At 67.0% G+C, this 15,003-nt stretch carries 5 protein-coding genes; 4 read left to right on the top strand and 1 reads right to left on the bottom strand.

The genetic code is table 11. The features are described from left to right. Window positions 1–11 precede the first annotated feature (11 nt). The 4 genes from AMIS_RS24405 to AMIS_RS24390 are packed head-to-tail and all read left to right on the top strand — an operon-like array spanning window position 12 to window position 14,648. Window positions 12–12,461: a non-ribosomal peptide synthetase gene (locus AMIS_RS24405; RefSeq protein WP_172666620.1), complete on the top strand. Its 12,450-nt coding sequence runs from the start codon at window positions 12–14 to the stop codon at window positions 12,459–12,461. Window positions 12,462–12,487: 26 nt separating this feature from the next. Continuing rightward, window positions 12,488–13,228 (top strand): thioesterase II family protein, encoded by a 741-nt coding sequence (locus tag AMIS_RS24400; protein WP_051042122.1) that lies wholly within the window; start codon window positions 12,488–12,490, stop codon window positions 13,226–13,228. A 14-nt stretch (window positions 13,229–13,242) separates the two neighbouring features. Then, window positions 13,243–13,596, top strand: a complete 354-nt coding sequence (locus AMIS_RS24395) for a nuclear transport factor 2 family protein (protein ID WP_014445071.1) — start codon at window positions 13,243–13,245, stop codon at window positions 13,594–13,596. A 26-nt stretch (window positions 13,597–13,622) separates the two neighbouring features. Continuing rightward, the gene (locus tag AMIS_RS24390; protein WP_014445070.1) at window positions 13,623–14,648 is read left to right on the top strand and encodes a branched-chain amino acid aminotransferase; all 1,026 of its coding nucleotides are present in this window, start codon (window positions 13,623–13,625) and stop codon (window positions 14,646–14,648) included. A gap of 49 nt (window positions 14,649–14,697) precedes the next feature. On the opposite strand, the gene AMIS_RS24385 is transcribed toward AMIS_RS24390, so the two are convergent. Beyond that, window positions 14,698–14,967: a DUF2277 domain-containing protein gene (locus tag AMIS_RS24385; protein WP_014445069.1), complete on the bottom strand. Its 270-nt coding sequence runs from the start codon at window positions 14,965–14,967 to the stop codon at window positions 14,698–14,700. Between the last annotated feature and the right edge of the window lie 36 nt (window positions 14,968–15,003).

Here is a 15,003-nt window from a genome sequence, read left to right as displayed (position 1 = left end):
GTGAGGACGCCATGAGCGACGGCCAGACCTACGTCATGCCCGCCTCGCCCGCGCAGGTGGGCCTCTGGCTGCTGGCCGAACTGAATCCGGACTCGACGGCGTACCACGTCCCGGCCGCCATGCGGGTGACCGGCCCGCTCGACACCGCGGCCCTGGAACGTGCCCTGCACCGGCTGGGTGAGCGGCACGAGATCCTGCGGACCACGTTCACCACCACCGGCGGTGAGGTGTCGCAGGTCCTGCACCCGCGGCCCCGCAACCGGGTCGAACACCGGGACCTGCGGGCCCTGGGTGAGAAGGAAGCCGAGATCGCCTGCCGCGCGGCCTGCGCGGCGGCGGCCGCCGAACCGTTCGACCTGCTGGACGGGCCGCTGCTGCGGACCACCTTCTTCCGGCTCGCCGACGACGTCCACGTCGTCCTGCTGCTGATGCATCACATCATCACCGACGGCTGGTCGATGGGCGTGTTCCTCCGGGAGCTGGCCACCCTCCACTGGGCGGAGTCCGCCGGGCTGACCGGTGAGGTCCTGCCGCCGCTGCCGTTGCAGTACGCCGACTTCGCGGTCTGGCACCAGCAGTGGCTGGACTCCGGCGCGTACGGCGACCAGCTGGACTATTGGCGCGGGCAGCTCGCCGACGGTGACCTGGTTCTGGAGCTGCCGGCCGACCGGGTCCGTCCCCGGGTTCCCACCGGCCGCGGCGGCCGGGTGCCCGCCCGGATCGCACCGGATCTCGCCGACCGGATCCGCACCGTCGCGGCCGGCTGCAACGCCACACCGTTCATGCTGGTGCAGGCCGCGTTCGGGGCGGTGCTGGCCCGCAACAGCGGCATGCCACGGGTGCGGATCGGCGTACCCACGGCGAACCGCGGGCACGCGAACACCCAGGACCTGATCGGCTTCTTCGCCAACACCGTCGTCGTCGAAACCGATACGGGCCGCACCCGCACCTTCGCCGACGCCGTGGTCCAAGTCCGGGATCGCACGGCAGGTGCCCTGGCCCACGGCGACATCCCGTTCGGTGAGGTGGTCCGGCATCTGGGCGGCCACCACGACCGGTCGCGCAGCCCCCTGTTCCAGGCCATGGTGTCCGTGGACAACGCCCCGGACCGGTTCGTTCTCGCCCCCGGCCTCGAGGCGGAGCGCTTCGACGTGCCGCTGGACAACGCCAAGTTCGACCTGACCCTCTTCATCCGGGAGACCTCCGGGCACACCGAACTCGACCTGGAGTTCTCCACCGACCTGTTCACCACCGAACACGCGCGCAGCCTCCTCGACCAGGTCCTCGACCTGCTCCAGCGGGGCACAGCCGCGCCCGGCGAGGCACTGGCCGACCTGCTGGCCGTCGGCGCCGACCAGCAGGATCTTCTCCTCACCAGGGCCGCCGGCCCGGTCACGCCGATCACCTCGGCCGCGGTCGAGCTGTTCGAGCGCCAGGTAGCCACCACGCCGGGCGCCGCCGCCCTCGTCGACGGCGACCGCACGGTCACCTACGCCGAACTCGACGCGATGGCCGGTCACGTCGCCGCCACCCTCGCCGGGCACGGCATCACCGCCGGCGACCTGGTCGCGGTCACGGTGCCGCGTTCCATCGAACTGGTCGCGGCACTGCTGGCGGTCTGGAAACGGGGTGCGGCCTATCTGCCGCTCGATCCGGCGCAGCCGCGGGCCAGGCTCTCCGCGATCCTCACCGATGCGCGTCCTGCGGCGATCCTTCACACCGCGGGGTACGGCACGGGCCTGGCCGATGACATTCCGGTCCTCGACGTTTGCCTGCCGGACGGCGCACCCACCGCGGCACCACCCTCGGTGAGCGACGGCGCCGGCCTCGCCTACGTGCTGTACACCTCCGGCTCCACCGGCCGGCCGAAGGGCGCCCGGATCACGAACTCGGGACTGGCCAACTACCTCACCTGGGCCGCCGCCGAATACAGCCCCGCGGCGCCGCCTGTCGCACCCCTGCACACCACGATCGGCTTCGACCTCACCGTCACCAGTCTCTGGGTTCCGCTGATCAGCGGCGGCAGCGTGCACCTGCTCGCCGAGGACTCACCCGTCGACCGGCTGGCCGAGAGCCTCACCGGACCTGCCCGCCCCACCCTGGTCAAACTCACGCCCGCCCATCTGGAGGCGATCTGCCGGCTCCTGCCGCACGGGGCCCTCGCCGGCCGGCGGACGGTATTCGTCGTGGGCGGTGAGGCGCTCGCCCCCAGCCTCGTCCGGCGCCTCTTCACGGTCGCGCCCGACGCACGGGTGGTGAACGAGTACGGCCCTACCGAAACCGTCGTCGGCTGCTGCACCGCGAGCTTCACCGCGGCCGACGAACTCGGCGACCGGCCCGGCGTTCCGATCGGTTCGCCGATCGCCAACACACGCCTGTACGTGGTGGACGAGTCACTGCGCCTCGTGCCCGCGGGGGTGCCCGGCGAGCTGGTGGTGGGCGGCGCGGGAGTGGGCCTCGGATATCTGCACGATCCTGCCAGGACCGCTGCCGTGTTCGTGCCCGATCCGTTCTCCGATGACCCGGCATCGCGGTTGTACCGGACCGGCGACATCGTGCGCCACCTGCCGGACGGACAGCTCGAGTTCGTGGGCCGCCGCGACTTCCAGGTCAAGATCCGCGGCCAGCGCATCGAGCTCGCCGAGGTGGAGGCGGCGCTGCGGGCCGTCGACGGGGTGAGCGACGCGGTGGCCGTCGCGGTGAAGGACGAGGTGGCGGGGACCCGGCTGGCCGCCTACGTGACCGGGCCTGTCGAGGCGCCGGCCGTACGGTCGGCACTCGGTGTGCTGTTGCCGGACGCGATGGTGCCGTCCGCGGTGACGGTGCTGGAGAAGTTGCCCCTGACTGACAACGGCAAGATCGACAGGTCGGCATTGCCCGCGCCCGTGTTCCACGAACAGTCCGAGTATGTGGCTCCGGTGACGTCCCATGAGCGGGCTGTGGCTGGGTTGTTCGGTGAGGTTCTCGGTGTCGATCGGGTGGGTCTCACCGATGACTTCTTCGGGCTGGGTGGGCATTCGCTGCTGGCGACGCAGGTGATGGCCCGGGTTCGGGAGCGGTTCTCGGTCGGGTTGCCGTTGCGGGTGTTGTTCGAGCAGCCGTCGGTGCGGGGTTTCGCGGCGGTGGTGGCCGGTGCTGAATCGGTCGGTGCTGGTGTTGCTCTGGTGCCGGTGGAGCGGGCGGGGCCGGTGGAGTTGTCGTTTGCTCAGCAGCGGATGTGGTTCCTGCACCAACTGGAACCAGGCAGCGCGTCGTATCACGTTCCGGCGTTGGTGCGGTTGCGTGGCAGGTTGGATGTCGATCGGCTGCGTGCTGCGTTGGTGTCGGTGACGGCGCGGCATGAGGTGTTGCGGACGGTGTTCGCTGAGGTTGATGGCCGTCCGGTGCAGGTCGTTCGCGCTGAGCCGGTGGTGGATTTCGGGATGGGGGAGCTGGACTTCACCCGGCCGTTCGACCTCGAACAGGGGCCGTTGACGCGGTGGTCGTTGACTCGCGCCGGTGATGACGAGTTCCTGCTGTCTTTGGTGATGCATCACATTGTTTCCGATGGCTGGTCGGTCGGGGTGTTGCTGCAGGAGGTTCAGGCGGCGTATGCCGGTCGTTCTCTGCCCGAGCTTCCGGTGCAATACGCGGATTTCGCGGTGTGGCAGCGGCAGTGGCTCGAGTCGGGTGTTCTCGACGAGCAGTTGGCTTACTGGAAGACACGCCTCGCGGGTGCGGCGCCGATCCTGGATCTGCCGACGGACTTCCCCCGGCCGGCGATCGCCAGCTATCAAGGCGCTCACCTGCATGCCGACATCGACGAGACGACGACGACCGCGTTGACTGCACTGGCTCAACGTCATGACGCCACGCTGTTCATGGTGTTGCAGGCTGTCTATGCGGCTGTGCTGGCCCGCCGGTCGGGGCAGCATGACACTGTCGTTGGTGTTCCGGTCGCGAATCGTACGCGTACTGAAGTCGAGAATTTGATCGGCTTTTTCGTGAACACCTTGGCGATTCGCACGCAGGTTCGTGAGGACGAACCGTTCACGGCGTTGCTCGCTCAGGTTCGGGAGACCTCACTCGATGCCTTCGCTCATCAGGATCTCCCGTTCGAGCGTCTCGTCGAGGACCTCGCACCGGACCGGGATCTGGCCCGCAATCCCATCTTCCAGACCATGTTCACGCTGCAGAACGCCCCACGCCGCTCCGGCGACGGCCTGGAAGGCGTTGAGATGGAACGCCTTCCGCTGGAGGAGGGCACCTCCAAATTCGATGTCAGTGTCATGGTCGAAGAGGGCGACGAGCTGCGGGTGTCGCTGGAATACGCGACGGATCTGTTCTCCGAGGGGAGCGCCCAGGCGATACTCGACGCCTTCCTGCGGGCGTGCCAGGTGCTCGTCGAGGAACCTGATGACGTGCTGGTCGGCGATCTGTCAGCGGTGTCACCGGCCGAGCGGGTCAAGCTCCTGCACGAATGGAATGACACCGACCGCCGCGAAACCCTCGGGGGAATCGTGGAACGGGTCCGTAAGCACGCTATGACGATCCCGGATGCGATAGCCGTCCGTGACGGCGGTGCCGCCCTCACCTATCACGAACTGGCTACCCGGGCGGCTCGGCTCAGTGAGCGTCTGACCGACGCGGGGGTGAGGGTCGGTGACCGGGTCGCGTTGCATCTGGAACGAGGTGTGGACGCGATCGTCTCGGTCCTTGGTGTTCTCGGTGCTGGTGCGGCGTATGTGCCGTTGGATGTGCGGGCGCCTGAGGCTCGGCGGGCGGCGGTGCTGGCCGACAGCGGTGCACGGGTCCTGATCGGACGGGACCTGCCGGCGGACACCGTCGTCGTTCTCGACGACATCGCACCGGTCACGCCCTGGACGTCTCCGGCCGGTGGCCCGCACGACCTGGCCTATGTCATCTACACCTCGGGGTCGACGGGTCTGCCGAAGGGTGCGATGGTCCACCGGATCGGTATGGACAACCATCTCCTCGCCAAGATCGAGGACCTTTCTCTCACCGGTACGGACGTCGTCGTTCAGAATGCGTCTTTGACGTTCGACGTCTCGGTCTGGCAGATGCTCTCCGCCCTCGCCGTGGGCGGTTCCACACTGGTCGTCGACGACGACACCGCTCTCGACGCTGTCGGTCTGTTCAAAGAGTCCGCCGCTGAAGGTGTGACCATCCTGGAGGTCGTGCCGTCCCTGCTACGGGCCACTCTGGATGCCTGGGATACCACGGGTGAGGTTCCGTCGCTGCCGGCTTTGCGGTGGCTGCTGGTCACGGGTGAGGCGCTGCCACCGGATCTATGTTCGCGGTGGCTGGCCCGATTCCCCGAAATTCCGTTGGTGAACGCTTATGGGCCGACGGAGTGTTCGGATGATGTCACCCACGCGGTGATCACCGCCGATACCCCGATCAGTGCGGTGCGGGCGCCGATCGGGAGACCGATCCGTAACACCCGTCTGTATGTGGTCGACGAATTGCTGCAACTGGTTCCGGTGGGGGTTCCCGGTGAACTCGTAGTCGGTGGGATCGGGGTCGGCCGCGGCTATCTCAACGACCCGGCGAGGACAGCCGCCGTGTTCGTGCCGGATCCGTTCTCCGACGTTCCCGGGGCGCGGTTGTATCGGACCGGCGACATCGTGCGCTACCTGCCGGACGGGCAGCTCGAGTTCCTGGGCCGCCGTGACTTCCAGGTCAAGATCCGTGGCCAGCGCATCGAACTCGGCGAAATCGAGGCAGCACTACGAGCCGTCGACGGGGTGAGTGATGCGGTAGTCACCGCGGTGAAGGACGACGTGGCGGGGACCCGGCTCGCGGCCTACGTGACCGGCCCGGTCGACGCCATCACGGTCAGAGCTGCTGCGGCCGGACTGTTGCCGGACGCGATGGTGCCGTCCGCGGTGATGGTGTTGGACACGTTGCCGCTGACCGACAACGGCAAGGTTGATCGATCGTCGTTGCCGGCGCCGGTGTTTCAGGAGCTTGCGGAGTATGTGGCTCCAAAGTCCGTTCATGAGCGGGCTGTGGCCGGGTTGTTCGGTGAGGTTCTCGGTGTCGATCGGGTGGGTCTCACCGATGACTTCTTCGGGTTGGGTGGGCATTCGCTGCTGGCGACGCAGGTGATGGCCCGGGTTCGGGAGCGGTTCTCGGTCGGGTTGCCGTTGCGGGTGTTGTTCGAGCAGCCGTCGGTGCGGGGTTTCGCGGCGGTGGTGGCCGGTGCTGAATCGGTCGGTGCTGGTGTTGCTCTGGTGCCGGTGGAGCGGGCGGGGCCGGTGGAGTTGTCGTTTGCTCAGCAGCGGATGTGGTTCCTGCACCAACTGGAACCAGGCAGCGCGTCGTATCACGTTCCGGCGTTGGTGCGGTTGCGTGGCAGGTTGGATGTCGATCGGCTGCGTGCTGCGTTGGTGTCGGTGACGGCGCGGCATGAGGTGTTGCGGACGGTGTTCGCTGAGGTTGATGGCCGTCCGGTGCAGGTCGTTCGCGCTGAGCCGGTGGTGGATTTCGGGATGGGGGAGCTGGACTTCACCCGGCCGTTCGACCTCGAACAGGGGCCGTTGACGCGGTGGTCGTTGACTCGCACCGGTGATGACGAGTTCCTGCTGTCTTTGGTGATGCATCACATTGTTTCCGATGGCTGGTCGGTCGGGGTGTTGCTGCAGGAGGTCCAGGCGGCGTATGCCGGTCGTGCTCTGCCTGATCTTCCGGTGCAGTACGCGGATTTCGCGGTGTGGCAGCGGCAGTGGCTGGAGTCGGGTGTTCTCGATGAGCAGTTGGCTTACTGGAAGACACGGCTTGCGGGTGCGGCGCCGGTTCTGGATCTGCCGACGGATTTTCCCCGGCCGGCGATTGCCAGCTATCAAGGTGCTCATCTGCGGGCCCGGATCGACCGGGGGACCGCGGCGGGGTTGAATGACCTGGCTCAACGTCATGACGCCACGCTGTTCATGGTGTTGCAGGCTGTCTATGCGGCTGTGCTGGCCCGCCGGTCGGGGCAGCATGACATTGTCGTTGGTGTTCCGGTCGCGAATCGTACGCGTACTGAAGTCGAGAATTTGATCGGCTTTTTCGTGAACACCTTGGCGATTCGCACGCAGGTTCGTGAGGACGAACCGTTCACGGCGTTGCTCGCTCAGGTTCGGGAGACCTCACTCGACGCCTTCGCTCATCAGGATCTCCCGTTCGAGCGTCTCGTCGAGGACCTCGCACCGGACCGGGATCTGGCCCGCAATCCCATCTTCCAGACCATGTTCACGCTGCAAAATGCCCCGCGCCGCTCCGAAGCGGGACTCCAGGGTGTGGAGATGGAGCAGCTTCCCTTGGAGGAAGGCGCCTCCAAGTTCGATGTCAGTGTCATGGTCGAAGAGGGCGACGAGCTGCGGGTGTCGCTGGAATACGCGACGGATCTGTTCACGGCGGAGACCGCTCAAGCCATCCTCGACGCCTTCCTGCGCGCCTGCACGATCCTGACCGCATCGCCTGACGCATTGGTCGGCGATCTGTCGGCGGTGTCACCGGCCGAGCGGGTCAAGCTCCTGCGCGAATGGAATGACACCGACCGCCGCGAAACCCTCGGGGGAATCGTGGAACGAGTCCGTGAGCACGCTATGACGATCCCGGACGCGATAGCCGTCCGTGACGACCACAAGGCACTTACTTACCGGGAGTTGGCGACACGAGCGGCTCGGCTGAGTGACCGTTTGACCGCTGCCGGGGTGAGGGTCGGTGACCGGGTCGCGTTGCATCTGGAACGAGGTGTGGACGCGGTCGTCTCGGTCCTTGGTGTTCTCGGTGCTGGTGCGGCGTATGTGCCGTTGGATGTGCGGGCGCCTGAGGCTCGGCGGGCGGCGGTGCTGGCCGACAGCGGTGCACGGGTGTTGATCGGGCAGGGTCTGGCGGCGGACACCGTCGTCGTTCTCGACGACATCGCACCGGTCGTGCCGTGGGTGTCTCCGGCCGGTGGCCCGGACGATTTGGCTTATGTCATTTACACGTCGGGGTCGACGGGTCTGCCGAAGGGGGCGATGGTCCACCGGATCGGTATGGACAACCATCTCCTCGCCAAGATCGAGGACCTTTCTCTCACCGGTACGGACGTCGTCGTCCAGAATGCGTCTTTGACGTTCGACGTCTCGGTCTGGCAGATGCTCTCCGCCCTCGCCGTGGGCGGCTGCACGCTGGTCGTGGACGATGAGACGGCTCTTGATGCTGTCGGTTTGTTCAGGGACTCGGCGGCTGAGGGCGTAACTGTTTTGGAGGTCGTGCCGTCTCTGCTGCGGGCCACTCTGGATGCTTGGGATACCACTGGTGAGGTTCCGTCGCTGCCGGCTTTGCGGTGGCTGCTGGTCACGGGTGAGGCGTTGCCGCCGGATCTGTGTTCGCGGTGGCTGGCCAGGTTCCCCGGGATTCCGTTGGTGAACGCTTATGGGCCGACGGAGTGTTCGGATGATGTCACCCATGCGGTGATCACCGCCGATACGCCGATCAGTGCGGTGCGGGCGCCGATCGGCAGACCGATCCGTAACACCCGTCTGTATGTGGTCGACGAGTCGCTGCAGCTGGTTCCGGTGGGGGTTCCCGGTGAACTCGTAGTCGGTGGGATCGGGGTCGGCCGCGGCTATCTCAACGACCCCGCGAGAACGGCTGCGGTGTTCGTGCCGGATCCGTTCTCCGAGGTTGCCGGGGCGCGGTTGTATCGGACCGGCGACATCGTGCGCTACCTGCCGGACGGGCAGCTCGAGTTCCTGGGCCGCCGTGACTTCCAGGTCAAGATCCGTGGCCAGCGCATCGAACTCGGCGAAATCGAGGCGGCACTGCGCACCATCACCGCAGTCACCGATGCGGTAGTCACCGCGGTTAAAGACCCGACGGCAGGGACCCGGCTGGCCGCGTATGTGACCGGCCCGGTCGACGCGACTGCGGTCAGAGCTGCTGCTGCCGGACTGCTGCCGGACGCAATGGTGCCATCCGCGGTAATGGTGTTGGACACGTTGCCGCTGACTGACAACGGCAAGATCGACAGGTCGGCACTGCCCGCGCCCGTGTTCCACGAACAGTCCGAGTATGTGGCGCCGGTGACGTCCCATGAGCGGGCTGTCGCGCGCCTCTTCGGTGAGGTTCTCGGTATCGACCGGGTCGGGGCGACCGACACGTTCTTTGAACTGGGTGGGCATTCGCTGCTGGCGACGCAGGTGATGGCCCGGGTTCGGGAGCGGTTCTCGGTCGGGTTGCCGTTGCGGGTGTTGTTCGAGCAGCCGTCGGTGCGGGGTTTCGCGGCGGTGGTGGCCGGTGCTGAATCGGTCGGTGCCGGTGTTGCTCTGGTGCCGGTGGAGCGGGCGGGGCCGGTGGAGTTGTCGTTTGCTCAGCAGCGGATGTGGTTCCTGCACCAACTGGAACCAGGCAGCGCGTCGTATCACGTTCCGGCGTTGGTGCGGTTGCGCGGCCGGTTGGATGTCGATCGGCTGCGTGCTGCGTTGGTGTCGGTGACGGCCCGGCATGAGGTGTTGCGGACGGTGTTCGCTGAGGTCGATGGCCGTCCGGTGCAGGTCGTTCGCGCTGATCCGGTGGTGGATTTCGGGTTGGGGGAGCTGGACTTCACCCGGCCGTTCGATCTGGAGCGGGGGCCGTTGACGCGGTGGTCGTTGACTCGCACCGGTGATGACGAGTTCCTGCTGTCTTTGGTGATGCATCACATTGTTTCCGATGGCTGGTCGATCGGTGTGTTGCTGCAGGAGGTTCAGGCGGCATATGCCGGTCGTTCTCTGCCCGAGCTTCCGGTGCAATACGCGGATTTCGCGGTGTGGCAGCGGCAGTGGCTCGAGTCGGGTGTTCTCGACGAGCAGTTGGCTTACTGGAAGACACGCCTCGCGGGTGCGGCGCCGATCCTGGATCTGCCGACGGACTTCCCCCGGCCGGCGATCGCCAGCTATCAAGGCGCTCACCTGCATGCCGACATCGACGAGACGACGACGACCGCGTTGACTGCACTGGCTCAACGTCATGACGCCACGCTGTTCATGGTGTTGCAGGCTGTCTATGCGGCTGTGCTGGCCCGCCGGTCGGGGCAGCATGACATTGTCGTTGGTGTTCCGGTCGCGAATCGTACGCGTACTGAAGTCGAGAATTTGATCGGCTTTTTCGTGAACACCTTGGCGATTCGCACGCAGGTTCGTGAGGACGAACCGTTCACGGCGTTGCTCGCTCAGGTTCGGGAGACCTCACTCGACGCCTTCGCTCATCAGGATCTCCCGTTCGAGCGTCTCGTCGAGGACCTCGCACCGGACCGGGATCTGGCCCGCAATCCGATCTTCCAGACCATGTTCGTCCTGCAGAACGCGGAACGACGTACCGGTGAGGACGGGTTGCAGGGCGTTGAGATGGAGCGCCTTCCGCTGGAGGAGGGAACCTCGAAATTCGACGTGAGCATCGCTGTCGAAGAGGCCGATGAATTGCGGGTGTCGCTGGAATACGCGACGGATCTGTTCACGGCGGAGACCGCTCAAGCCATCCTCGACGCCTTCCTGTGCGCCTGCACAATCCTGACCGAGTCGCCTGACGCACTGGTCGGCGATCTGTCGGCGGTGTCACCGGCCGAGCGGGTCAAGCTCCTGCGCGAATGGAATGACACGGATCGCCGCGAAACCCTCGGGGGAATCGTGGAACGAGTCCGTGAGCACGCTATGACGATCCCGGACGCGATAGCCGTCCGTGACGACCACAAGGCACTTACTTACCGGGAGTTGGCGACACGAGCGGCTCGGCTGAGTAACCGTTTGACCGCTGCCGGAGTGAAGGTCGGTGACCGGGTCGCGTTGCATCTGGAACGAGGTGTGGACGCGATCGTCTCGGTCCTTGGTGTGCTCGGTGCTGGGGCGGCGTATGTGCCGTTGGATCTGCGGGCCCCTGAAGCCCGACGCACAGCGGTGCTGGCCGACAGCGGTGCACGGGTCCTGATCGGACGGGACCTGCCGGCGGACACCGTCATCGCTCTCGACGACATCGCACCGGTCACGCCCTGGACGTCTCCGGCCGGTGGCCCGCACGACCTGGCCTATGTCATCTACACCTCGGGGTCGACGGGTCTGCCGAAGGGGGCGATGGTCCACCGGATCGGTATGGACAACCATCTCCTCGCCAAGATCGAGGACCTTTCTCTCACCGATACCGACGTCGTCGTTCAGAATGCGTCGCTGACGTTCGACGTCTCGGTCTGGCAGATGCTCTCCGCCCTCGCCGTGGGCGGTTCCACACTGGTCATCGACGACGACACCGCTCTCGACGCTGTCGGTCTGTTCAAAGAGTCCGCCGCTGAAGGTGTGACCATCCTGGAGGTCGTGCCGTCCCTGCTACGGGCCACCCTGGATGCGTGGGATACCACGGGTGAGGTTCCAGCGCTGCCGGCTCTGCGATGGCTGCTGGTCACCGGCGAGGCGCTCCCACCGGATCTGTGTTCGCGATGGCTGGCCCGATTCCCCGAGATTCCGCTGGTCAATGCTTATGGGCCGACGGAATGCTCCGATGATGTCACCCACGCCGTGATCACCGCCGATACCCCGATCAGCGCGGTGCGGGCGCCGATCGGCAGACCAATCCGCAACACCCGCCTGTATGTGGTCGACGAATTCCTGCAACTGGTTCCCGTCGGCGTTCCCGGTGAACTGGTGGTCGGTGGCATCGGAGTCGGCCGCGGCTACCTCAACGACCCGGCCAGGACCGCCGCCGTGTTCGTGCCCGATCCGTTCTCCGACGTTCCCGGGGCGCGGTTGTACCGGACCGGCGACATCGTGCGCTACCTGCCCGACGGACAACTCGAGTTCCTGGGCCGCCGCGACTTCCAGGTCAAGATCCGAGGCCAGCGCATCGAACTCGGCGAAATCGAGGCAGCACTACGCACCATCACCGCAGTCACCGATGCGGTAGTCACCGCGGTTAAAGACCCGACGGCAGGGACCCGGCTGGCCGCCTACGTGACCGGCCCGGTCGACGCCGCAGCCGTACGGTCCACAGCAAGCGCGGTACTACCCGACGCGATGGTGCCCTCCGCGGTGACGGTGCTGGACACGTTGCCGCTGACCGACAACGGCAAGATCGACAGGTCGGCACTGCCGGCACCCGTGTTCCACGAGCGGGCCGAATACGTCCCCCCGGAGACCGTCCACGAGCACGCCCTGGCACGGCTGTTCAGCGAGGTCCTCGGCGTCGACCGGGTGGGTCTCACCGACGACTTCTTCGGATTGGGCGGGCATTCGCTGCTGGCGACACAGGTGATGGCCCGGGTCCGGGAGCAGTTCTCGGTCGCGTTGCCGTTGCGGGTGTTGTTCGAGCAGCCCGGTCTCCGGGAACTGGCCGCCGCCGTGGCCCGCGCCCAACTGGATCAGGCCTCGTCCGACGATCTCGCCGACTTCGAGGATCTGCTGGCAGAGATCGAGAACATGTCCGACGAGGAAGTCGCCGAACGACTGGCCCGTGAGCAATGACCGTGACAGGCGGAAGGACAGCGAGAGTGGGTAGCTGGTTCGGGCGTGACGTGACGCCGGCGGCGGCGGCGCAACTGTTCTGCCTGCCGCACGCCGGTGCCGGTGCTTCGACCTACCGGCAGTGGCAGGCTTTGGCCGGCCCGGAGGTCGCGGTGGTGCCGGTGCGGCTGCCGGCCCGTGAGTCCCGGTTCGGGGAACCGCCGATCCGGTCCGCCGCCGCCATGGCCGACGCCCTGCTTCACCCGCTGATGGACCGGGCCGGGGAACGGCGGTTCGCGCTGTTCGGGCACAGCATGGGTGCGCTGCTCGGGTACGAGCTGGCGCAGCGGCTGACCCGGCTCGGCAGGCCTCCGGCGCATCTGGTCGTCTCCGGATATGCGGCCCCGCACCTTTCCTCGCCGTCGGGAGAGGGCACGGTGCACCAGCTCAGCGATCCGGACCTGGTGGATCACCTCAAAGCCCTTGACGGTACGGCCGGCGAGGTGCTGAACGAACCGAAGCTGCTCGAACTCCTGCTGCCGGTCATCCGCGCCGACTACGAGCTGTGCGAGACCTACCGCTATCCGGGCCATCCACCGCTTCCGGTGCCGATCACCGCGCTGGGCGGCACCGAGGATCCGGATCTCGGCGAGGGACGGCTCCAGGCGTGGCGCGAACTGACCACCGCGGCGTTCACCGTCGTGCCGTTCACCGGTGGCCACTTCTATCTCAACGAACACCTCGACGAGGTCGTCGGCATCGCCCGCGACGCGTCACTGCGGAACTGACCAGGGAGGTCGGGATGGAAAGGGAAGACCGTATACGGAAGTACTACGAACTGGTGGACGGCGGCGACGTACCCGGGCTCGTGGAACTCTTCGCCCCGGACGCCGTCTACCGCCGTCCCGGCTACGATCCGCTGGTCGGGCGGGACGAGCTGACCCGCTTCTACAGCGACCAGCGGGTGATCAGGGACGGCCGGCACCGCCTGTCCGAGGTGGTGGTGCAGGGTGACAGCGGGGCGGTGCACGGCACCTTCGAGGGCACTCTGAAGAACGGCAGTGTGGTCGCGTTGCGGTTCGCCGACTTCTTCACGTTCTCCGACGGCGGCCCGTTCCGCAGCCGTGACACGTTCTTCTTCGTCCAACTTGTCTGATCGACGCGAGGGGAACGAACGTGACGATGCGGTTCGGTGAGCACTTCACAGAGCACCTGGTGTCGGCGACCTGGCAGGAGGCGACCGGGTGGACCGGGCCGCCCCGGCTCGGGCCGTTCGGCCCGCTGACGATCAGTCCCGCCATGGTCGGCCTGCACTACGGCCAGGTCGTGTTCGAGGGTCTCAAGGCGTACCGGTGGCAGGACGGCACGCTCGCGGTGTTCCGGCCTGACGCTCACGCCCGCCGGTTCCAGCGGTCCGCTGAACGCATGGCGATGCCGCACCTGCCCGAGGAGTACTTCCTGCAGGCGGTGGACGCGTTCGTTGCCACCGACGGCACCGCCCTGCCGGCCGGCGATCCCGCACTCAGCCTCTACCTGCGGCCGGTGATGTTCGCGAGCGAAGCCTGCCTGGCGTTGCGGCCGTCCCGGGAGTACACGTTCCTGCTGATGGGTTTCGTCACCGGCGGGTTCTTCTCCGACGAGCCGAACCCGATCGCGGTTCTGGTGAGCCGTGAGTATTCGCGGGCCGCTCCGGGCGGGACCGGTCAGGCCAAGGCCGCCGGGAACTATGCGGGAGCGTTCCTGGCCCAGCAGGCGGCGGTCGACGCCGGCTGTGATCAGGTCGTCTGGGTGGACGCGGCCGAGCAGCGCTGGATCGAGGAGCTCGGCGGCATGAACATCTTCTTCGTGCGGGGCAGCGGGCCCGGCGCGACGGTGGTGACGCCGGCGCTCACCGGCACGCTGCTCCCGGGAGTCACCCGGGATTCGCTGCTGACCCTCGCGCGGGAACGGGGTTATCCGGTCAGCGAGGAGCGGATCTCGGTCGAGCAGTGGCGTGACGAGTGCCGGTCCGGGCTGATCACCGAAACGTTCGCGTGCGGCACCGCCGCGGTGGTCACCCCTGTCGGCCGGGTCGTCGACGGCGGCACCACATGGCATGTCGGCGACGAGAAACCCGGACCGGTCACCTTGGAACTGCGGCAGGCCCTGATCGATCTGCACCTGGGCTGGACCGCCGACTCCCACGGCTGGAGCCGGCTGATCTCCTGACGCTGCGGCTCACGAATCCACCGAGATCGGGCCGGGATCCAGAACGGGACTAGGAGGCGTACCGCTTCTCGGCCCGGGCCCGCGCCTTCGCCGCCTCCACCTCCCGGTCCTTGGGCGGAGCGGTGGTGACCAGCCCGTCCAGCAACGCGGCGGTCGCTGCCGTCACGGCGGCGACCGCCTGGTCGAAGACCTCCTGGTTGGCCTGCGACGGCCGCGTCGAACCGGCGATCTTGCGGACGTACTGCAGGGCTGCCGCGTGGATCTCGTCGGTCGTCGCGGGCGGCTCGAAGTTGTGCAACTGGTGGATGCTGCGACACACGGTGTAGGCCTTCCTTCTCGCTGCGTGGTTCGAGGG

This window comes from Actinoplanes missouriensis 431 (assembly GCF_000284295.1).
Lineage (GTDB): Bacteria > Actinomycetota > Actinomycetes > Mycobacteriales > Micromonosporaceae > Actinoplanes > Actinoplanes missouriensis.
Note: the sequence above shows the minus strand (reverse complement) of the source record. Positions and strands in the feature narration are given on the sequence as shown.

What these genes read in the sequence shown, in the direction of transcription:
- AMIS_RS24405 (WP_172666620.1), top strand. Translation starts at nt 12, where the DNA reads ATGAGCGACGGCCAGACCTACGTCATGCCCGCCTCGCCCGCGCAGGTG.
- AMIS_RS24395 (WP_014445071.1), top strand. Translation starts at nt 13,243, where the DNA reads ATGGAAAGGGAAGACCGTATACGGAAGTACTACGAACTGGTGGACGGC.
- AMIS_RS24390 (WP_014445070.1), top strand. Translation starts at nt 13,623, where the DNA reads ATGCGGTTCGGTGAGCACTTCACAGAGCACCTGGTGTCGGCGACCTGG.